Origin of the sequence: Brevundimonas sp., from assembly GCF_027487935.1 — a bacterium.
Classification (GTDB): domain Bacteria; phylum Pseudomonadota; class Alphaproteobacteria; order Caulobacterales; family Caulobacteraceae; genus Brevundimonas.
On sequence record NZ_JAIYCP010000024.1, the window covers coordinates 86,659 to 107,780 of the forward strand.

18 protein-coding genes are annotated in these 21,122 nt (G+C 66.9%); 8 read left to right on the forward strand and 10 right to left on the reverse strand.

Translation table 11 applies throughout. The annotated features are described in order from the left end of the window. Window positions 1-593 precede the first annotated feature (593 nt). Both Q0053_RS09645 and trpE read left to right on the forward strand, forming a co-directional pair. Window positions 594-2,522: a peptidylprolyl isomerase gene (locus Q0053_RS09645; RefSeq protein WP_298099350.1), complete on the forward strand. Its 1,929-nt coding sequence runs from the start codon at window positions 594-596 to the stop codon at window positions 2,520-2,522. After that, entirely contained in the window at window positions 2,519-4,030 is a 1,512-nt protein-coding gene (gene trpE, locus Q0053_RS09650; RefSeq protein WP_298099352.1) for an anthranilate synthase component I, read from the forward strand. Before Q0053_RS09645 ends, trpE begins: the two co-directional genes overlap by 4 nt. Before the next feature lie 8 nt (window positions 4,031-4,038). Here the strand turns inward: trpE and Q0053_RS09655 are convergent, their stop codons facing one another. Beyond that, on the reverse strand, window positions 4,039-4,224 hold the full coding sequence (locus tag Q0053_RS09655; protein ID WP_298099354.1) for a peptidoglycan-binding protein: 186 nt from the start codon (window positions 4,222-4,224) through the stop codon (window positions 4,039-4,041). A 102-nt stretch (window positions 4,225-4,326) separates the two neighbouring features. Between Q0053_RS09655 and Q0053_RS09660 the strand changes: the two genes are divergently transcribed. The 4 genes from Q0053_RS09660 to lexA all read left to right on the forward strand — a co-directional run bounded on the left by Q0053_RS09660 (window position 4,327) and on the right by lexA (window position 7,527). Continuing rightward, the gene (locus Q0053_RS09660; protein WP_298099357.1) at window positions 4,327-4,917 is read left to right on the forward strand and encodes an aminodeoxychorismate/anthranilate synthase component II; all 591 of its coding nucleotides are present in this window, start codon (window positions 4,327-4,329) and stop codon (window positions 4,915-4,917) included. Beyond that, on the forward strand, window positions 4,917-5,951 hold the full coding sequence (gene trpD / locus Q0053_RS09665; protein ID WP_298099360.1) for an anthranilate phosphoribosyltransferase: 1,035 nt from the start codon (window positions 4,917-4,919) through the stop codon (window positions 5,949-5,951). The genes Q0053_RS09660 and trpD overlap by 1 nt, the downstream gene beginning before the upstream one ends. Beyond that, entirely contained in the window at window positions 5,948-6,739 is a 792-nt protein-coding gene (gene trpC, locus Q0053_RS09670) for an indole-3-glycerol phosphate synthase TrpC (RefSeq protein ID WP_298099364.1), read from the forward strand. Before trpD ends, trpC begins: the two co-directional genes overlap by 4 nt. 95 nt (window positions 6,740-6,834) lie before the next feature. Continuing rightward, window positions 6,835-7,527 (forward strand): transcriptional repressor LexA, encoded by a 693-nt coding sequence (lexA, locus tag Q0053_RS09675; RefSeq protein ID WP_298099367.1) that lies wholly within the window; start codon window positions 6,835-6,837, stop codon window positions 7,525-7,527. Here lexA and Q0053_RS09680 read toward each other — a convergent pair. Beyond that, entirely contained in the window at window positions 7,508-9,676 is a 2,169-nt protein-coding gene (locus Q0053_RS09680) for a ComEC/Rec2 family competence protein (RefSeq protein ID WP_298099370.1), read from the reverse strand. The genes lexA and Q0053_RS09680 overlap by 20 nt on opposite strands. On the opposite strand from Q0053_RS09680, the gene gltX reads away from it, so the two are divergent. Both gltX and gltA read left to right on the forward strand, forming a co-directional pair. Continuing rightward, window positions 9,675-11,099, forward strand: coding sequence for a glutamate--tRNA ligase (gene gltX / locus Q0053_RS09685; protein WP_298099373.1), 1,425 nt, complete (start codon window positions 9,675-9,677; stop codon window positions 11,097-11,099). The genes Q0053_RS09680 and gltX overlap by 2 nt on opposite strands. Window positions 11,100-11,165: 66 nt before the next feature. After that, window positions 11,166-12,467, forward strand: a complete 1,302-nt coding sequence (gene gltA / locus Q0053_RS09690) for a citrate synthase (protein ID WP_298099376.1) — start codon at window positions 11,166-11,168, stop codon at window positions 12,465-12,467. Between the two features lie 31 nt (window positions 12,468-12,498). Here gltA and lpxB read toward each other — a convergent pair whose 3' ends face one another. From lpxB to Q0053_RS09730, 8 genes are read right to left on the reverse strand one after another with little or no spacing between them, the layout of a single operon-like run. After that, entirely contained in the window at window positions 12,499-13,671 is a 1,173-nt protein-coding gene (gene lpxB, locus Q0053_RS09695) for a lipid-A-disaccharide synthase (protein ID WP_298099379.1), read from the reverse strand. Continuing rightward, window positions 13,668-14,498 carry an LpxI family protein gene (locus Q0053_RS09700; protein ID WP_298099381.1) on the reverse strand — a complete coding sequence of 277 codons (831 nt, stop codon included), beginning with the start codon at window positions 14,496-14,498 and terminating at the stop codon, window positions 13,668-13,670. The genes lpxB and Q0053_RS09700 overlap by 4 nt, the downstream gene beginning before the upstream one ends. Window positions 14,499-14,511: 13 nt before the next feature. After that, a complete protein-coding gene (gene lpxA / locus Q0053_RS09705) occupies window positions 14,512-15,300 on the reverse strand; it encodes an acyl-ACP--UDP-N-acetylglucosamine O-acyltransferase (RefSeq protein ID WP_298099384.1) in 789 nt (262 codons plus the stop codon). Then, complete coding sequence (gene fabZ / locus Q0053_RS09710; protein ID WP_298099387.1) at window positions 15,297-15,764, reverse strand: 3-hydroxyacyl-ACP dehydratase FabZ; 468 nt, start codon at window positions 15,762-15,764, stop codon at window positions 15,297-15,299. Before fabZ ends, lpxA begins: the two co-directional genes overlap by 4 nt. A gap of 24 nt (window positions 15,765-15,788) precedes the next feature. Continuing rightward, window positions 15,789-16,790: a UDP-3-O-(3-hydroxymyristoyl)glucosamine N-acyltransferase gene (lpxD, locus tag Q0053_RS09715; RefSeq protein ID WP_298099389.1), complete on the reverse strand. Its 1,002-nt coding sequence runs from the start codon at window positions 16,788-16,790 to the stop codon at window positions 15,789-15,791. A 7-nt stretch (window positions 16,791-16,797) separates the two neighbouring features. Beyond that, window positions 16,798-17,376, reverse strand: a complete 579-nt coding sequence (locus Q0053_RS09720; protein ID WP_298099392.1) for an OmpH family outer membrane protein — start codon at window positions 17,374-17,376, stop codon at window positions 16,798-16,800. 32 nt (window positions 17,377-17,408) lie between these two features. After that, a complete protein-coding gene (gene bamA, locus Q0053_RS09725) occupies window positions 17,409-19,853 on the reverse strand; it encodes an outer membrane protein assembly factor BamA (RefSeq protein ID WP_298099395.1) in 2,445 nt (814 codons plus the stop codon). A 32-nt stretch (window positions 19,854-19,885) separates the two neighbouring features. Next, a complete protein-coding gene (locus tag Q0053_RS09730; protein ID WP_298099398.1) occupies window positions 19,886-21,100 on the reverse strand; it encodes an RIP metalloprotease in 1,215 nt (404 codons plus the stop codon). Window positions 21,101-21,122: the final 22 nt, after the last annotated feature.

Below are 21,122 nucleotides of genomic sequence, written 5' to 3' on the forward strand. Positions count from 1 at the left end.
GCCGATTGCCAGCATATTCCGCCCGCCCAACACTCTGATTTAACGAACCTTTCAAAAAACACAGCGTCACGAACCATCCGCGCCAGGCCCCATGCCAGACTCCTGCCCATCCCGTCGGCGGGGAGGGCGTCGGATCCAGCGCCCCGATGTCGGCGGGCTGTGGTCGAGCGATGAAGCCCGGGGGATGGATACTCCGGGGGTCCTCATGGAGGTCGATGGATGGCCTCCGTTTGCTCGCCGCGCGCTTCCTGTGCGGACCGCCGACGAAAGTCATGTCCGCCGCGCGCCGTCGGCAGCAATGTCTGCGGGGCGATCCGGTCAGGTCCGAACTCAGGGCCACTACCCGGAGGGCGCGTGGAAAACGGCTGCGCGGGGCAGGTCTGCTTCGTCGAAACGGTAACTCTACAACAGCACCGGGCGAGGCCCGGCCGCCCCGCGCCCTCCCCGACCTTTCCGGCAGCGATGCCGGAGGGCGCTTCAGCCTGCGCGAAGCGCGGCTGAAGCCCAACAATGATGCCATCGTCTTGCCGTGCGGGCCGCTGACACCCTATAGGCCAAGCAGCACCCTTGCCGCTGATCCGCCAGGACCGACCATGCTCACCGCCTTCCGCACCTTTGCCAAATCGAAATGGGCCGTCGGCCTGCTGGTCGTCCTGGGTATCGCCCTGGTGGTCACCGGTGGAACACAGATGGATGTTCTGACGAACCTCGGTCCGAAACATGTGGTTTCGGCGGGCGACCGGAACATGAGCCAGGCCGAGTTCCGCCTGGAACTGGACCGTATTCGCGAGCAGGCCCAGCAACAGGCCGGCCGGGCCCTGTCCTTCGAGGAACTGATTGGTGAAGGCGGGCTGCGCCAGTTCCTGGAACAGAAGTCGCAGCAGCTCGGTTTTGTGAACTGGGCCTGGAAGGCCGGCATCCGCCCGGGCAAGGAACTGGTCCTCCGCCAGATCCGCCAGGCCCCGGCCTTTTTCGACAGCGTCACCGGCCAGTTCAGCGAGGAGCAGTATCGCACCGCCCTGGCCGAGGGCAACGTGACCCCCGAGATGTTCGAGGCGCAGCTGCGCGATCAGTATTCCACCCAGCACTATGGTGCCGCCCTCGGGGCCGGCATGCGGCTGCCGCGCATCTTTGGCGCTGTCCTGGCCAGCCAGGCGCTTGAGACCCGTGATGCCCGCTGGTTCACCGTGACCCAGGCCATGGCCGGCTCGGCGGGCACCCCGACCGACGCCCAGCTGACCGCCCTGATGAACGAGAACGCCGACCAGCTGCGGATGCCCGAATCCCGCACCGCCTCGGTCGTGCTCTTCGACGACGGTGCCGCCGCCCCGGCGGAACTGACCGAGGCGCGCATCCTTGAGCGTTTCAACTTCCGCCGCGACGCGCTGTCGCTTCCCGAGCGGCGCAGCTTCGTCACCCTGACCGCGCCGGACCGCGCCGCGGCAGACCGCATCGCCGCCGCGCTTCGTGCCGGTCAATCGCCGGCCGACGTGGCCCGTGCCAACAGCATCCAGCCCGCCGAATATGTCGACACGCCGCGCAGCGCCCTCGGCGACCCGGCCGTCGCAGCCGCCGTCTTCGGCCTCGCCAGTAATGAAGTCTCGGCACCGGTCCGCGCCAGCGTGGGCTTCGTCGTCGCCCGTGTGAACGCCATCCAGCCGGGTCGCGCCGCGACCCTGGCCGATGTTCGCGACCAGGTCGTCGCCGAACTGCGCGCCGAGGATGCCCGGGCCGCCGTCTACCGGCGTGTCGAGGCCTATGAGAAGGCCCGCCAGGACGGCAAGACCCTGGACGTCGCCGTGCGCGAGGTCGGTGCCCGCCTGATCCGGATTCCGGCGATCCGGCAGGACGGCAAGCTCCGCAACGGTCAGGAAATCAATCCGGCCCTGCCGCCGCAGCTGCTCCAGTCCATGTGGAGCCTCGGCAAGGGCGCCGAAAGCGAAGTGATCGACATGGGTCAGGGTCAGTATTTCGTGGTCCGCCTCGATGACATCTTGCCGGCGGCCCTGCCCCCGCTCGCCGGAATCCGTGAACCGCTCGCCCGGCAATGGGTGCTGCGCGAGAATGCGCGACTTCTGAGCGCCCGTGCCGACGCCCTTGCGGCTCGCGTCCGCGGCGGTGAGGACCTCGCCGCCGTCGCCGCCTCGGTCGGTGCCACCCTGCAGACAGGCAGCGGCCTGAACCGCCAGTCCGCGGAGCAGAACGGTCAGGGCGTCATCAACGGCGTGTTCAGCAGCGGGCGCGGCCAGCCCTTCTCGCAGCAGAACACCGCCGATACCTTCGTCATCGGTCGGACCGACCGGATCAGCACGGCGGTGCCGGCCCTGGCGGCCCCGGCCGCCGAACAGTTCCGGCAGCGGATGGCCGGTGACCACGGCAATGCCGTCGGCGAGGCGGCCATCACCGCCGCCGCTGCCCGCAGCAAGGCGAAGTTCGACGAACCCCTGGCCCGGACCGCGCTGGGCCTCCCGGCCGAGGCTCCCGCGGCACCCGCAGCGCCGGGTGCCCCGGCGGCGCGATGACGGCTGGCGACCCGGACGGGTTCGACGCTTTCAGCCGCGGCTGGTCACTGGGCCGGCCCCAGGTAGTCGTCCGCCGGCTGGTGGACGACCTTGAGACCCCGGTCTCGGCCTTCCTGAAGGTCGGGCACGGCCGTATCCATGCCTTCCTGCTGGAATCGGTCGAGGGCGGCGCGGTCAATGGCCGCTATTCCATCATCACCCGCGAGCCGGACCTGGTCTGGCGCTGCCGCGGTGGCCGGGCGGAGCTGGCGCGCGGCGCGGACATCGCCGCGGACCGGTTCGTGCCGGAGCGCATGGATGCCCTGACCTCGCTGCGCGCCCTGATGGCGGCGTCGCGGTTCGAACTGCCCGCCGGGCTGCCGCCCATGGCCGCAGGCCTGTTCGGGGTGTTCGGCTATGACATGGTCAGGCTGCTGGAGCCCCTGGGCGCCCCCAACCCCGATCCCCTTGACCTGCCTGACGCCGTCCTTACCCGCCCGGCCCTGGTCGCCATCTTCGACTCCGTCAGCCACGAGATTGTATTGGTCTCAACCGGCTATCCGGACAGCGGTCTCGACGCCAAAAGCGCGTTTGCAGCCGCTGTTTCCAGACTCGATCGCTTCGAAGCCGAGCTCCGCGCACCGCTCCCGGCCCTGCCCGCGCCTATCCAGACCGCCATCGCACCCTTCCGCTCGCCCGTCGCTGAAGCCGACTTTGCCGCCATGGTTGCCCGGGCCAAGGACTATATCGCCGCCGGGGACATCTTTCAGGTCGTGCTCAGTCATCGCCTCGCCGCGCCATGGACGACCGATCCCTTCGCCTTCTACCGCTCCCTGCGGCGGCAAAATCCTTCGCCCTATCTGTTCTTCCTCGACTTCGGCGACTTCCAGCTCGCCGGCTCCAGCCCGGAAATCCTCGTCCGGCTCAAGGACGGGCGCGTCACCATCCGCCCGCTGGCCGGCACCCGGCCGCGCGGCCAGACACCCGAGGCCGACCGCGCCCTCGAAGCCGAGCTGCTGGCTGATCCCAAGGAGCGATCCGAACACCTGATGCTGCTGGACCTCGGTCGCAATGACGTCGGCCGCGTCGCCGCACCCGGCACGGTCGAGGTCATCGAGAGCTTCCGCATCGAACGCTACAGCTCGGTCATGCACATCGTCTCCGAGGTCCAGGGCGACGCCCATCCCGACCTTGATGCTGTCGACACCCTGCTGGCGGCCCTGCCCGCCGGAACCCTGTCCGGCGCGCCCAAGGTCCGGGCCATGGAGATCATCGACGAACTGGAGAGTGAAAAGCGCGGCGTCGGCTATGGCGGTGGCGTCGGCTACATTTCAGCCGGCGGCGAGGCCGACATCTGTATCGTCCTCAGGACGGCCCTGTTCGCCGACGGCAAGATCCATGTCCAGGCCGGCGCCGGGGTAGTCGCGGACAGCGACCCGTCAGCGGAATATGCCGAGACCCTGGCCAAGGCCGGTGCCCCGATGCGCGCCGCAGACGACGCCTGGCGATATCCGTCCGGCAATCGCTGAGTTTGGCGCTAGGGCTGTGCAGAAATGGCGGGCTCGTCGAACCGAACGCCCGGACCAATCACCATCACCCCGGCCATCAGGACCGCAGCCGTAGCTGCCAGCGCCGCAGCCCCAAGCGTCGCATAGGGACTGGCGCTCCGCGGTGCGGCGGGCGTCAGCAGTTTGCGCGCCTTGTTGATGCTGGTGTGCGCCATGGAACTCCCCGAAGCTGCCCGCAGGGTCTGGCCGATCCGGTTAACGAACGCTTACCGCCGCAGCCGCTTGGCGCAGCCTCCCTCAGCCCCTAGAAGCCGCACATGATCCTCGTCGTCGACAACTACGACAGCTTCACCTGGAACCTCGTCCACTACCTCGCGGAGTTGGGCGCGGAGACGCGTGTCGTGCGCAATGACGACCTGACCGTCACCGAGGCCTGGGCCCTCAAGCCCGAGGCCGTCCTGCTCTCGCCCGGTCCCTGCACCCCCAACGAGGCCGGCATCTGCCTGGCCATCCTCGACACCGCACCGCTGGACATGCCGATCTTCGGCGTCTGCCTCGGCCATCAGGCCATGGGCCAGGCCTTCGGTGGCGAAGTGATCCGCGCCAAGGCCCTGATGCACGGCAAGACCTCACCGATCGAGCATGAGGGCCGCAGCGTCTTCAGGGGCCTGCCCTCGCCCTTCACCGCCACCCGCTATCACTCACTCGCCGTCCGCCGCGAAACCCTGCCCGACGTGCTCGAGATCACCGCCTGGACCGCCGACGGCGAGATCATGGGCCTGGCCCACCGCACCCGGCCGATCCACGGCGTCCAGTTCCACCCCGAGTCCATCGCCACCGAACACGGCCACGACCTGCTCGCCAACTTCCTCGACCTGGCCAACGTCAAACGCACGGCGATGGTCTGATGGCCGAAGGTTTCAAACCCCTGCTGGCCAAGCTGGTCGACGGCCGTATCCTGTCGGCGGACGAGGCCCACGCCTTCTTCGCCGCCTGCCTGCGCGGCGAGCCGACCCCGGCCCAGGTCGCCGCCGCCGTCACCGCCCTGCGTATCCGCGGCGAGACGGTCGAGGAAATCACCGCCTTCGCCACCGCCATGCGCGAGGCCGCCCGCACACTCGACCACCCGTATGACGCCATAGACACCTGCGGCACCGGCGGCGACGGCCAGCACACCTTCAACATCTCAACCGCCGCCGCCCTCGTCCTGGCCGGTGCGGGGCTGAAGGTCGCCAAACACGGCAACCGGGCCATGAGCTCGAAGTCCGGGTCTTCGGACGTGCTCTCGGTGCTCGGCGTCAACCTTCAGGCCGGCCCGGCCCAGCAGCGCCGCTCACTGGATCAGGCCGGTATCGCCTTCCTGTTCGCCCCCGCCTATCACGGGGCCATGCGCCATGTCGGGCCGGTTCGGGCCGAGATCGGCTTCCGCACCGTCTTCAACCTGCTCGGGCCACTGTCCAATCCGGCGGGCGCCAAACGTCAGGTCATGGGCGTCTATGACCCCCGCCTGCTGGAGCCGCTGGCCGAAGTGCTGGGCCGGCTCGGCGCGACCCGCGCCTGGACCGTGCACGGTCAGGGCCTCGACGAACTGACCACCACGGGCGAGACCGAGGTGGCGGAATGGAAGGACGGTGCCGTCCGCCGCTTCACCGTGACGCCAGAGGACGCCGGCCTGCTCCGCGCCGATCTCGCGGCCTTGCGCGGCGGTGATGCGGAGGAGAACGCCCTCGCCCTTCGCGCCCTGCTGGACGGCGCGACCGGCGCCTACCGCGACATCGTCCTCCTCAACGCCGCCGCCGCCCTCATCGTCGCCGACCGTGCCGCCGATCTGGCCGAGGGCGCGGCCCTTGCCGCCGCCGTGATCGACGACGGCCGCGCAGCCAGGGCCCTCGCCGACCTGGTCGAAGCCACCAACGCCGTGATCGAGGAAGATCCGACGTGAGCGACGTCCTCGCCGGCATCGCCGCCTACAAGCGCATCGACGTCGCCACCCGAAAGGCCGCGACCTCGCAGGATGCCGTCGAGGCCCTGGCGCGCACCGCATCGCCCCCGCGCGGCTTCCGCGCCGCCCTCGAACGACGCGTCGAAGGCACCGGCCGCCCCGCCCTGATCGCCGAGATCAAGAAGGCCAGCCCCTCCAAGGGCCTGATCCGCGCCGATTTTGACCCGCCCGCCCTCGCCCGCGCCTATGAGCGCGGCGGTGCCACCTGCCTGTCGGTGCTCACGGACGGCCCCAGCTTCGAGGGCGACGACGCCTTCCTGGCCGCCGCCCGCGACGCCGTCGCCCTGCCCTGCCTGCGCAAGGATTTCCTCGTCGATCCCTGGCAGGTGGCCGAAACCCGGGCCCTGGGCGCCGACTGCATCCTGATCATCCTCGCCATGATCGACGATGCGCTGGCCGCCGACCTGCTGGCCGAGGCGGAGCGGTTCGGTATGGACGCCCTGATCGAGACCCACAACGAGGCCGAAATGGCCCGCGCCTGCGCTTTGGGCGGCGATCTGGTCGGGATCAACAACCGCTCCCTGCGGACCTTCGAGGTCGACCTCGCCGTCACCGAACGGCTCGCCCCACTCGCCCCTCCCGGGGCTTTGCTGGTCGCCGAGAGCGGCATCTTCACGCCCGAAGACGTGGCACTGGTGTCTGACGCCCATGCGAAGGCGGTACTGGTCGGGGAGAGCCTGATGCGGCAGCCCGATGTCGAGGCGGCGACACGAACCCTGCTCCGGTAACCGGACCTTAACCGGAACAGCACAGGAACACCTTGTGGACGTTTGCGGTTTGTTCCGCTAGCGTTCTTCCAACGGGATTCGTCTTCGAGGTCGCCATGCTCACGCGCAAACAGCACGAACTGCTGATGTTCATCCACGAACGGATCAAGGAGACCGGCGTCTCCCCCTCGTTCGACGAGATGAAGGAGGCGCTCGATCTCGCGTCCAAATCGGGCATTCACCGGCTGATCACTGCGCTGGAGGAGCGCGGCTTCATCCGGCGTCTGGCGCACCGCGCCCGGGCGCTCGAAGTTACCAAGATGCCGGATCAGGCGACCGCAGGCGCGCCGCGCGGCCGGGCGGGATTTGCGCCTTCGGTCATCGAGGGTGGCGGACGCCCCATGGCCCCCGAACCGGCCAATGACACCCGCGAACTGTCCCTGATGGGCAAGATTGCCGCCGGCACCCCGATCGCCGCCATCGAACACGAAACCGCCCGCTATCCGGTGCCCGAGGCCATGCTCGGGGCCGGTGAACACTATCTGCTCGAGATCGAAGGCGATTCCATGATCGAGGCCGGCATCCTCAACGGCGATCTCGTGATCATCAAATCGACCGATACCGCCACCTCGGGTGAGATCGTCGTCGCTCTGGTCGAGGGCGAGGAAGCCACCCTCAAACGCCTGCGCAGGAAGGGTGCCTCGATCGCGCTGGAGCCGGCCAACCGCAACTACGAAACCCGCATCTTCGGCCCCGACCAGGTCGAGGTCCAGGGCAAGCTGGTCGGCCTCATCCGCCGCTATCACTGAGCTCGGGGTCGCCACCCCGGCTCCAGGGCCGGTCGCCGCGCACCTCCGCCGCCCAGACCGCGCGCCAGCGGTTCTCTGACGTCGGCCCAACCCGCCACAGCTCGATCGCCCCGCCGCGCGCATAGTCGGTTCCGTCCAGCACCAGCCGCCCCGTGCATGAGGGCGGCAGCACAACCACGCTCGCTCGCACACTGACCACCGGCGCGGATCGGCACAGGGCGTCAATCTCATCCGGCGACGGCACTCGACGGCCCCACCACATCGCCAACGGCCCGGCCCCGGGCTCGGCCGGCGCACACGAAAACCGCGTACAGGCCCAGCCCTCCAACGCCCGCTCCGCCGGCTCAAGGCCCCGCCGACGGGTCCATACATCCACCGCAAACTGCCGCACGGCCGGTCGCATCACCACGGCCTGACCCGCCTCGACAAAGGCGGCATTGGTCCCGCCGTCTCCGATCCACAGATCCGGCACTGGCGCGCGCGGCCACAGCATGACTGAGGCCGCCAGGGGCAGGCCCAGCCACCGCAGCGGTCCTCGCCAAAGACAGCAGAACAGCACCCCGAGGAAGGCGATCGGCAGGACGAAGTCCGGCGCGCTGGCCACCGTCTTCACCGCCCCCGGCAGGCCCGCAACCCATTCGCCGACGGCCAGCATCATCCCGATACCCTGCCCTGCCAGCCACAGGAACGGCGCTCCCAGCCCCATCGGCTCCAGCAAGGCACCGAGCGCCAGCGCCGGCATGATCAGAAAATCCGACAACGGCGCCGTCGCCAGATTGGCCCCGAGCCCGTACATAGCGGTCCGGTTGAAATGCTGCATGGCGAAAGGCCCGGTCGCCGCCCCCGCCACAAGGCTGGCCATGATCGCCATGCCCAGCCAGGCCCCGAACCGCTGGACCAGCAGGATCGGCCAGGGCGCGGAGATTTCGCGCGGTCGGACGGGCCAGGCCTCGACCAGGGCCACCAGCGCCGCCGTTGCCGCAAACGACATCTGGAAGCCCGGCGTGACGATGGCTTCGGGCTGAAGCAGAAGAACCACGAAGGCCGCCACCGCCAGGGCATGCATGGTGATGGCCGGCCGGTCCAGCAGGATGGCCAGAAAGGCAATGGAGGCCGTGATCGCCGCTCGCTCGGCCGGCGGCGGGTGCCCCGAGACGATGAGATAGGTCCCCACCGCCAGCAGTCCCGCCCAGGCCGCCACCTTCTTGCCCGGGACCCGAAGCGCCAGCCAGGGCCATGCCGCGACAAGCAAGCGCACCAGAAAGAAGCTGAAGCCCCCGACCACCGCCATATGCAGACCCGAGATCGACAGGATGTGCGCGAGGCCGGAGTCTCGCATGACATCGACCTCGGCCGGATCGAGCCAGGCCTCATGGCCCGTGGTCATGGCCGCAGCGACCCCGCCGGTCCGTTCCCCCAGCCGCGCCACGATCCGCTTGGCCAGGTCATAACGCAGGCCGTTGACCGCCATGGCCGCCCGGACCGTCCAGGGCGGCGACGAAAGATAGGCTGGACGGGTCTCCGACAGCGAAAAGGCCACGCCGCCCATGCTCTGGAAAAACGCATTGCGGCCGAAGTCATAGGCCCCGGGGCTGGCCGGCGCCGGGGGCGGGTTCAGCAGGGCAAACAGCCGGATCGCATCACCCGGCTCGGGTGCAACGCCCTGCACCGTGGCCCTGAGGCGGGTTGGTGTGTCCCTCGGTGCCAGCCCCTCGATGCGAGCCGGTGCGATCACCACCCGGGCACCGGACTCGCCGGGGCTGTCGACATCAATGACCCAGGCTTCCACCACGGTCGGCCGGGCCATGGCCGGGGCGATCGGTGCCGCCACCGCATCCGTCCGAAGCTTGGCCGCCGCGATCCCAAGGGTGAAGCAGGCCAGCAGCATCAGGCCAAGGGTCCAGACCCGCGCCAGTGCCAGTCTGCGTGCCCCGAGCCAGAAAGCTGCCGACACCAGAGCGCCGGTGATCAGAGGCCAGGCGGGTGGTTCAGACTTGAACGCGAAATAGACGGCGCAGCCGCCGCCGAACGCCACCGGAGCCCAAAGTCGCCAGCGTAGCGTCTGGGCCGCGACCTGCGCGCCCAGGAAATGCCGGGCGCGCTCACCGAGACTGGGATTTGCCGGTGCCGGCGCTATAACGCCCGGCATGACCTCCCCCTCCAACTCCGCCCCCGCTGTCGTCACCCGCTTTGCCCCCTCGCCGACGGGGTCCCTGCACATCGGCGGTGCCCGCACCGCCCTATTCAACTATTTGTATGCCAAGGGACGCAACGGTAAGTTTCTTGTGCGGGTCGAGGACACCGACCGCGAGCGCTCTACCGACGCGGCCGTGAAAGCCATCTTCGACGGTCTGAGCTGGCTGGAGCTGATCGCCGACGAGGAGCCGGTGTTCCAGTACAGTCGCGCCGACCGCCACCGTGCGGTGGTCAACGAACTGCTGGAGCGCGGCGAGGCCTATCGCGACTTTACCTCGGCCGAGGAAACCGGACGCCTGCGCGATCTGGCCAAGGCCGAGCGCCGCACCTTCGAATCGCCGTGGCGCGACCGCGAGCCGACCGTCGATGACCTGGGCCAGCCCCATGTTGTCCGGTTCCGCCGCCCCCTGCCCGGCAAGGTTACGGTCGAGGACGAGGTCCAGGGCACGGTCAGCTGGTCCAATGACGACCTCGACGATCTGGTCCTGCTCCGCAGTGACGGAGCCCCGACCTACAATCTGGCTGTGGTGGTCGATGACCACGACATGGGTGTCACCCATGTGATCCGGGGCGACGATCACCTGAACAACGCAGCCCGCCAGAGCCTGATCTATGACGCCCTCGGCTGGACCCGGCCCGTCTTCGCCCACATCCCGCTGATCCACGGGCCCGATGGTGCCAAGCTGTCCAAGCGGCACGGGGCACAGGCGGTGCATGAATACGCCGAGATGGGCTATCTGCCCGAGGCCATGCGCAACTATCTGGCCCGGCTGGGATGGGCCCACGGGGACGAGGAACTGTTCAGCGACGCCCAGGCGCGCGCGTGGTTCGACCTGACCGGCGTGGGCAAGGCTCCGGCCCGGCTGGATTTCGACAAACTGGCCCACGTCAACGCCCACTGGATCCGTCTGGCCGACGACACGCGGCTGGCCCGGATGACGCTGGACGTCCACCTGGCCCGAGGCCACGCCCTTCGCCCGAACGACGAGACCCGGTTGTTGCAGGCCATGCCCTATATCAAGGATCGCGCGAAGACCCTGCTGGAACTGGCCGACCAGTCCGCCTTCGCTCTCAAGGTCCGGCCGCTGACAATCTTTGAAAAGGCCCTCCCGATGCTGACCGGGGAATCAGGCGAGCGAATCAGCCGCCTGCGCGACCGGCTGAGGCTTTTCGCCAGCTGGGATGTCTTCGCCCTCGAGGCCGAACTGAAGGTTTTCGCCGAAGAGGAGGCCGTCGGCTTCGGCAAGATCGGCCCCGCCGTGCGTGCAGCGCTGACGGGAGACGGCGTTTCGCCGGATATTGCAAAGACTTTGGCAGCCTTGGGGCGGGAAGAAAGCCTCGGGCGCTTGGATGATGCGCTGCAACAGACTATCTGACATCTACACACGGATCACGACCCGACGCCTCCCCGCCGGGCCCTGCACCTTCACCATGGGGCTGACATGACAGACCAAGCCAAGGCCGCCCGTACGGCCACGCTGACCTTAGGCGACAAGACCGTCGAACTGCCGGTCCTTTCGGGCTCAACCGGCCCCGATGTCATCGATATCCGCAAGCTTTACGGGGCGACGGACGCCTTCACCTACGACCCCGGTTTCACCTCCACGGCGGCCTGCGAAAGTGCTCTGACCTTCATCGACGGCGATGTCGGCACGCTGCTGCACCGCGGCTATCCGATCGACCAGCTGGCCTCGCAGTCGAACTTCATCGAGGTCTGCCATCTGCTGCTGCACGGCGAACTGCCGACCGCCGCAGAGTACGAGCCGTTCGAACGCAGCATCACCATGCACACGATGCTGCATTCGCAATTCGACCGCTTCTTCGAGGGCTTCCGCCGCGACGCACACCCGATGTCGATCATGGTCGGCACCGTCGGTGCCCTGTCGGCCTTCTATCACGACAGCCTCGACATCCACGATCCGGTCCAGCGCAACATCTCGGCCATCCGTCTTATCGCCAAGATGCCGACCCTCGCCGCCCGTGCCTACAAATACCACGTAGGCCAGCCCTTCGTGTCGCCGCGCAACGACCTGAGCTACGCCGAGAATTTCCTGCGTATGTGTTTCGCGGTTCCGGCCGAGGACTATGTGGTCAATCCGGTGCTGGCCAAGGCCATGGACCGGATATTCATCCTCCATGCCGACCATGAGCAAAACGCCTCGACCTCGACCGTCCGCCTGGCCGGTTCGTCGGGTGCCAATCCGTTCGCCTGTATCGCGGCCGGCATCGCCTGCCTCTGGGGACCCTCGCACGGTGGGGCCAATGAGGAGGCGCTGAACATGCTCAAGGAGATCGGCACTCCGGACAGGATTCCGGAGTTCATCGATGGCGTGAAGGCCAAGAGGTACAAGCTGATGGGCTTCGGCCACCGGGTTTACAAAAACTACGACCCGCGCGCCAAGGTGATGAAGGAAAGCGCCGACGAGGTGCTGGCCGCGGTCGGTGATCCCAATGACCCCCTGTTCCAGGTCGCCAAGGAACTGGAGCGTATCGCGCTGAACGACGAGTATTTCATCGAGCGCAAACTGTTCCCCAACGTCGACTTCTATTCGGGCATCACCCTGTCGGCGATGGGTTTCCCGACCTCGATGTTCACGGTGCTGTTCTCGCTTGCCCGCACCGTTGGCTGGATCTCCCAGTGGCAGGAAATGATGGAAGACCCCGGCCAGAAGATCGGCCGCCCGCGCCAACTCTATACGGGCCCGACCGAGCGCAACTACGTGCCGATACAGCTGCGCGGCTGATCCGCTTTCCAGACAGCAAAAACGCCGGGGCTCAGGCCCCGGCGTTTTTTGTCTGGATGACCCTTAGCAACGCATCCGCCGCGATCTCCGACGGATCCCGTCCCTCGCGCCCCATCCGGTCCAATGCCGCCGTCTGGCGCGCCGCCTGATGCGCCCGGGCAGCCGGGTCTCCCAGCAGCCGGCCGACCTCGGCAGCCACCTTCTCGGGCGTGGCATCGTTCTGGATCAGCTCACGAGCGATTTCCTCGTCAGCGGCATGATTGAACAGGGTCGCATATCTCCCGGTGAAGAACGGCTTCATGATCGCATAGCTGAGCGGCTGGAAGCGGTAGGCAACGACCACAGGCGTGCCGGCAAGCGCCAGCTCGGTGGAGACGGTGCCACTGGTCGCGAGGGCCACGGTAGCCGCCCGCATGGCGGCGTATTTCTGATCTTCCCCGACCACATGGGCGCGGAACGGCCAGGTGGCGACACGACCGGTGACATCGGCGGCCACCGTCCCGGCGGCGACCACAGCGATCTCCAGCGCCGGATCGGCGGCCTTCAGCCGGGCGACCGCCGCCTCATAGACCGGCGTCATCAACTTGATCTCCGACGGCCGACTGCCCGGCAGCACGACCAGCAGGGGCGCAGCGGCAGCGATGCCGCGCGAGGCACGGAAAGCCACCGGGTCGGCACCACTCATATCCACATGCAGGGCCTGGGACCCGACCACAGTGGTCGCAAGACCCTCGCGCTCGAACCACGGCGCGTCGAAAGCATAGAGGGCCAGCAGGTGATCCACCGCCGCCGCAAGCGTCTTCGCCCGCCCGGGTCGCGACGCCCAGACCTGTGGCCCCACGTATTTGATCAGCGGTGTTCCCGGCAGGGCCTCCCGCAGGGCTTTGGCAACCCGGATGGTGAAACCCCAGCTGTCGATCAGCACCACAGCATCGGGCTTCTCGGCCCGGGCGAGCGCCACCGTATCGGCGACACGGCGCTTGACGATGCCGTAGGCCTTCAGCCCCTCGATCCAGCCCAGCACCGACAGGTCTGCAATATCGAAGGGGCTTTGGACCCCCTGTTCCGTCATCCGCGGCCCCCCGATGCCGACGAAGGTAACCTCGGGGCCCAGTCTTGCCTTCAGCGCGCGCGCCAGCCCGGCTCCGAGCGCATCGCCGGAGGCCTCGGCGGCGACCAGCATGACCTTCAGCAGCTGGCTCATCGCTGCTCACCCCAGACGAACAGCCCCAGCCGGTCAGCGGCCTCGATCAGTCCGGCCCGGTCGATCAGGATCAACCTGCCCGCGACACCTCCGACCCCCGCCAAACCGGCTGCGGCGGCCATCTCGACCGTTCGGGCTCCGATCACCGGCATGTCTACCCGCATGTCCTGGATCGGCTTCGGCGCCTTGCCGAGCGCGCCCTTGCGCTCTCGCGCCGAGCCGCGCAGGTCGGAGGGCAGACCCGCGACGCGGGCCAGCATGGCGTCCGTGCCCTCCTGGGCCTCTACCGCCAGCACCAGCCCTTGGCAGACCACCGCCCCCTGGCCGATATCCAGTTCGCCCGCCTTCTCGGCAACATGGAGCGCCTTTCTGAGATCAGAAAGCTGCTCGTCAGTCGGCCGAACCGCGCCGAGCGCACCGGCCGGCAGGGTCTCGCCGCCCAGAATGTCGTCAGCGCCCTCGATGGCGTAGCCCTCGCCCTCGAACACCGAAAGGATCTTGCGCAACAGCGCGTCATCTCCCCGGGTCGCGGCGGCGATGATGCCCGGCATCAGGGCGGCCCCCTTCAGATCGGGCTTCAGGGTCCTGAAATCCGGACGGCTGACCGTGCCTGCGAAACAGACAGCCGTGCAGCCCGCCTTTTTCAGCGCCGACAGAATCCGGCCAAACTCGGCCATGCCCGCTTCAAGACCGGGGTGCCGAGCCAGATGAACATCGGCGAACCCCGCCAGCCGGACCACGAAAACCGGACGGCCCTCGGCCTCGCAACGCGCAGCCACCGAGACCGGCAAGGCCCCGCCGCCGGCGATCAGGCCCAGCTTGTTCATTCGGCCAACTTTCCTAGACGCCCGGCAGGCAAAGCGGGCGCTTTCCAGCTTCGCGGATGAAGGTTGTGATTTCCATGATCTCGGGCAGGTCGACATAACCGGCTTCGACGGCATCAAGCCGCTCGGCAAAGGTTCCAGCACCCTCGAACAGCTCGCGGTAGCCCGCCAGCAGTCTCCGGATCGCGCCCTTGTCATAACCCTTGCGCTTCAACCCGATCAGATTCAGCCCGTGCAGCTGGGCGTGATTTCCCCATGCCGAACCATAGGGAATGACGTCACGGGTGACCGCCGCCAGCCCGCCGATGATGGCACCCTGCCCCACCCGCCCGAACTGATGGACCGCCGAAAGTCCTCCCAGAAAGACCCGGTCGCCGACCTCTGAATGTCCGCCGAGGGTCGCCTGATTGGCGAAGGTGACATGGTCGCCCACGATCGCGTCATGACCGACATGGGCTCCGGTCATAAACATGCAGCCCTTGCCGATCCGGGTCAGCCCGCCGCCGACCGGGGTTCCCCGATTGAAGGTGCTGTGCTCGCGGACGAGGCAGTCCTCGCCGATCTCGAGCCTTACCGGCTCACCCTTGTAGCCGCCGTGCTGCGGATCACCGCCGATGACGCAAAACGGATGGATTGTCGTCCGGGCACCCACCACCGTATCTTGCTGGATCACGACATGGCTGAGCAGACGTACGTCCTCGCCGAGCTCCACACCGGGTCCGACCACGCTCCAGGGTCCGATCTCGACCCCGTCGGCCAGAACCACACCGCTATCGACCATGGCTGTGGGGTGAATGCGGCTCATGATGCGGCCGACGGGTCGACCGTGACCATCATGGCCGCGAACTCGGCCTCTGACGCCAACTTGCCGTCGATGAATGTCTCGCCCCGGAATTTGAAGATGTCGCCCCGGACCTTGGTCACGACCACCTGCATCCGCAGCTGATCACCGGGCCGGGCGGGCTTGCGGAAGCGCACACCGTCGATCGACATGAACATGATCACCTTGCCCTCGACCTGGACGTCCATCGATTTGGACATCAGCAACGCGCCGGTCTGGGCCATGGCCTCGACAATCATCACGCCGGGCATGACGGGATCGATCGGGAAATGGCCGGGGAAAAAGGGCTCGTTGTGGGTGACGTTCTTGATGCCCGTAATCGAGGTATTGGCGACAAAATCCTCCGCCTTGTCGACCAGCAGAAAGGGATAGCGGTGCGGCAGCCTGCGCATCACCTCGGCATAGTCGATCTTGCCGTCGTCGCTCATCCTGCGGCCTCCTCACCATGCGCGTCAGGCGCGCCCCTTCGGTGACGTCTGTTTGGCGAGCCAGACGGCTTCGCGCAAGGACTGGCGGATAGGCTTGGCCGGATAACCCGACCAGGTCTCACCCGCCGGGATATCCGCCAGCACGCCGGCCCCGCCGGCCACGCGGGCCCCTGCGCCGATCCTGATGTGGTCCCCGACACCGGCCTGCCCCCCGAAGATGACATTGTCACCGACGGTGCAGGACCCCGAGATTCCGGTAAAGGCGGCCAGCAGACAGTTGCGGCCGATGACGCAGTTGTGGGCGATCATGACCAGATTATCGATCTTGGTATTCTCGCCGATGACGGTGTCGTCATAGGCTCCGCGGTCGATGCAGGAATTGGCCCCGACCGTGACGCCGTCCTGCAGGATCACCCGGCCGAGCTGGGGCACATCGACAGGACCGGTTTTTGACCTTGCCGCGCCGAAGCCCGCCTCGCCGATCCGCACGCCGGCGAACAGGCTCACGCGGTCCCCGATCAGAGCAAAGCTGACACTGACATTGTTGCCGATAACGCAGTCGCGTCCGATCTGGACACCCGGACCGATGACGGTGTTGGCACCGATACGCGTCCCTCGCCCGATACGCGCACCGGGGCCAACCACCACGCCGGGTTCGAACACCACGGTGTCGTCCTCGGCGGCCTCATCGCGATCCGCAGCGGTCAGGAAAATCGGGCGGTGGAAGGCCAGGGAGGCATGCGCCCAGGCGGCCTGGGGGTGGTCCGAAACGATCAAGGCCGCACCGGCCGGGGCGCTTTCGATCGCCGACCCGGGAAGGATCACACACCCGGCCCGGGTCTGGGCCAGGGCCGCAACGAATTTGCGATCTCCGAGAAAGGCGACGTCACGCGCTGAGGCGGACCCGAGCGGCGCCACGGCGGAGATCTGACGATCCCCGCCTCGCAGGACCTCGCCGCCGACCCGCCCGGCCAGCGCCGCCACGCTCAGGGCGGGCAGGCTGTCGAAAAAGCGCGGATCAGGCATGGGCGCCCTACTGTTGAACCTGGGCCGGCACTTCGAGACGGTTGAAGGAGATCGACGGAAGGCTGGTGTTCAGGCGCTGGATCACCAGGTCGGTCACATCCATGGCCGGGTTGGAGATATAGACTGCCGACCGATCCAGCAGCAGGCCGCAGCCACGCTCCTGGTACACGGCGACCAGAATGGGGTCAGCCGACTGGGCGATGGTCCGGATCTGCATCTGCTGCGTGTACTGCAGTTCGGCCTGACGACGCTGTTCCAGCTGCTGGGCCTCCTGAGCACGGGCCTGCCAGGCACGCATGCGCGTGCCGTCCGGATCGGCCGCCTGGCCGCCCTGTTGCAGGGCCTGTGCCTCGGTCTGAAGGGCGGCACCATAGGGCGCGAGCTCGCCCTGCACTTCGGTGATCAGCCGCTGCATACCGGCCTGGACGGACTGGCCGGCCATCGACTGGGCCAGCAAACGATCGTTGTGGAACACACAGACGCCCGGCAGGACCGGGCCCGGATTGGTCGGGGCCTGGGCTTGGGCTGCGGCAGCGCCGGCAGCCAGTGACGCGAGGGCGAAAGCGCCGATTGCGAACAGTTTCATCGTGAACCTTTGATGCGGAAAAATCGCCCGCGCTAGAACTGGGTGGAAGTCGAGAAGCGGAACGTTTCTGTTTTGTCGTATTCTTCCTGACCGATGATCTGGCTCAGGTCGAAGCGGATCGGACCCATTGGCGACTTCCAGTGGATACTCACGCCGGCAGAGGCCCGCAAGGCGAGCTCGTCGACGATGTAAACGTTCGGCACGCCGCTGGGCGTGGTCGTATAGCGGTCATCGAGGACTCCGAGGGTGCCGACATCGGCGAACAACGAAGTCCGGATGCCATACTCTTCTGGCAGGCCGTTCGGGACCGTCATTTCCACCGTGCTGACGGCGTAGAAATTGCCGCCGAGCGCGTCGTTGTTGGTTCCCGGGGTCAGGTCGCGCGGGCCGATACCCGCCGTCTCGAAGCCGCGGAAGCTGTTTCCGCCCTTGAAGAAGCGGTCATTGATACGGATCGGATCGCCACCCCAGCCGCCGATATAGCCCACCGAAGCCGTAGCCGTGACAACCCAGTCCGGCGTGATACCCCAGAAGGCCGATACGTCCGCCTCGGTCTTGATGTAGTTCACATCACCGCCGATGCCTGCGAAGTCCTGGCGCAGGGTACCGGTCCAGCCGCGCGTCGGCCGCACCGGGTCGTTCCGGCGATCGACCAGCAGGGTATAGCCGGCCGAGGAGTTCAGGAAGGAGCCGACCTGGTCACACAGGGCGTTGGCGCCACTGCCGCCGTTGCAGTAGCCCTGCGGTACGATGATTTCATCGCTCTTCAGGAAGTAGCGCGTGCTGAGCAGGGTATAGCCGTTCAGCGGATAGGACAGTCGCACGCCGCCACCGGTCGAACGGTAGTCGTAGGAAGAGAATTCACTGAGGTCGTAACGCGAGTGGAAGGCGTCAAAACCGGCACGCAGATCACGACCCAGGAATTTTGGCTCGGTGAAGCGGAAATCGATCTGCTGGCGGAGTGACCCCCACTCGACCCGGGCCACAACGTTCTGGCCCCTGCCGCGGAAATTGCGCTCGGTGATGCCCAGATTGACCACGAAGGAGTCGACCGAGCTGAACCCGGCACCGACGGAAAGCTCGCCGGTGGGCTGCTCCTCGACGGTGACATTGACCACAGACCGGTCGGCGGCCGTGCCGCGGGCCTCTTCGACGGTGACTTCCTTGAAGAAACCCAGGGCCCGCAGATTGTTGCGCGACCGCTCCAGAAGGGTGCGGTTGAAGGCATCGCCCTCGGTCAGCATCATTTCACGGCGGACGACATTATCCAGCGTCCGCGTATTGCCGATCACATTGATGCGGTCGACATAGACCCGCTGACCTTCCCGGATGTTGAAGGTGACATCCACCGTATCGGTCTCGGGGTTGGCGCGATAGTTCGGCTCGATCTCGACAAAGGCATAGCCCGCCGACCCGGCGGCGAACGTCAGGGCGTCGACCGCTGACTCGATCTTGTCGCTCTCGTACAGATCTCCGGTGCTGATCGGCAGCAGCAGCTTCAGGAAGTCGGGATTGAGACGGTCGTTCTCGGTGACGACGTCGACCTCGCCGAAATTATAGCGGTCGCCTTCGTCCACCGTCAGGGTGATGCCGAACGCGCTGTCGTCCGGTGCCAGCTCCGAAATCGCGGACAGGACCCGGAAATCATAATAGCCGCGGTTGGTGTAGAATTTCCGCAGTTGCTCGCGGTCGTAGTCCAGCCGGTTCGGATCGTAATTGTCGTTGGTCGTGAACAGGCGGTACCAGGCCGACTCCTGCGTCACCATGACTTCGCGCAGTTCGCTGTCCGAATAGGCGCTGTTGCCGAGGAAGGTGATGGATCGAACGCCCGTCTCGGGACCCTCATCGATCTCGAACACCACATCCACGCGGTTCTGGTCCAACTGGACGATCTTGGGCGTGACCGTGGCCGAAATCCGCCCCGACAGTCGGTAGAGCTCGACGATCTTGCCGACGTCTTCCTGGATGCGGGCCCGGGTATAGATGCCACGCGGCCTCAGCGTGACTTCCTCGCGAAGCTTGTCCTCGCTGACCGCGCCATTCCCTTCAAACACCACCTGGTTGATGATCGGGTTCTCGACGATCTCGACCACCAGGTCGCCGTTCGGCTGCACGCCCAGCTGGACGTCGGCGAAGAGCTGGGTCCGGGTCAGGGTCCGGACCGCGACATCCAGCACGGCGGCGTCGACCGTGTCGCCGGGCTGGATCGGCAGATAGGACAGGACCGTCGTCTGGTCGATCCTCTGGCTACCCCGCACGAGGATGCGACTGATCGTGACGCGCTGGTCCTGAATCGGAGCCGCCTGGGCTGCAGCGGGAGGCCCGACCTGCGCAGGGGCGGGCTGGATCACCGGAGCGGCCGGGCTCTGACCCTGTGCCATGGCCGGACCCGCCATCCCTGCGGCGGCCGCAAGGGCCATCAGGCTGGGACTCAGGGCCCTGACGAAACGGAGGGCGGACACATCTTGTCGGATCATACTGGAAACCATCGGGGGCTGGCGTCGGCTCGTCATGCGAACCCGCCGAGGAATTTGAACAGGCTCAGCTTCTGCAGGTCGTTCCACGTCGCGAACAACATCAATCCCGCCAGCAAAGCAAGACCGACACGATAGCCGACCTCCTGAACGCGAGCGGGTACTGGCCTGCGGGCCACAGCTTCATAGGCATAGAACAGCAGATGTCCCCCATCGAGAACCGGAATCGGCAGCAGATTAACAATGCCAATTCCGATCGAAACTATGGCGGCGAACTGAAGAAACGTCAGGGCGAGGTTGGCGGCGATATAGCCGGGGTCGGGATCGGCAGCCACAGCCTGACGGGTCGCCCCACCCGCCGCTCGTGCAATTCCGATCGGGCCGCTCAGCAAATCGCCGGATTCCTTGCCCGTGAAGATGCGGCCGATGTAGGTGCCGGTCGTCGCGACCGTCGTTCCGATCATCTCCACACCCTTTCCGGTCGCCTCGAGCGGATTCAGGCGACGGAACTGGAAGTCCTCCTGAAGAGGTCGAAGCGCGAGGCCGATCTGGGCGACCCGTATCCGCCCCGAAAGCTCGTCATCCTGCACCACCCGCCTTGGGGTAGCGACCAGTTCGAGTTGCCGACCGGCGCGGTCCACGGTGAAGCGCAACGGATCGCCGGCACTCATTATCACCGTCTGGGTGACCTCGGACTGATCCTGGATCAGTCGGCTGTTGATCGCGACAATCCTGTCGCTGGGCAGAAATCCGGCCTCAGCCGCCGGACTGCCCGGAACCACTGCCGCAACCCGCGGTGCCGCGATCCGTTCGCCGATCACACTGAACAGGATCGTGAACAGCACCAGTGCCAGAAGAAAATTGGCCGCCGGCCCCGCAGCGACGATCAGGGCGCGCTGCCAGACCGGCTTGAAATGGAAATAGTCGCGCTCGGCACCCGGACCCTTCTCGGCGATGACCCGTTGCCTGAGCTCAGCCAGCCCGGCCTCGTCCGGCACGCTCGATGCGTCCAGATCGCCCGAGAATTTGACGTAGCCGCCCAGGGGTAACCAGGCCAGCCGCCACTCGGTCCCGTGTTTGTCTGTCCGGGCCACGATGGTCCTGCCAAAGCCGATGGAGAACCGATCGACCTTCACACCGAATCTGCGAGCTACAAGAAAATGGCCGAGTTCGTGGATGGTGACGATAAACGTCAGCACCAGCAGGAAGGGTATGATGTAGAGCAGCGCCTGACCGAGAAAGCCCGTCATGCCGTTATCGGTCCCTTCGCCA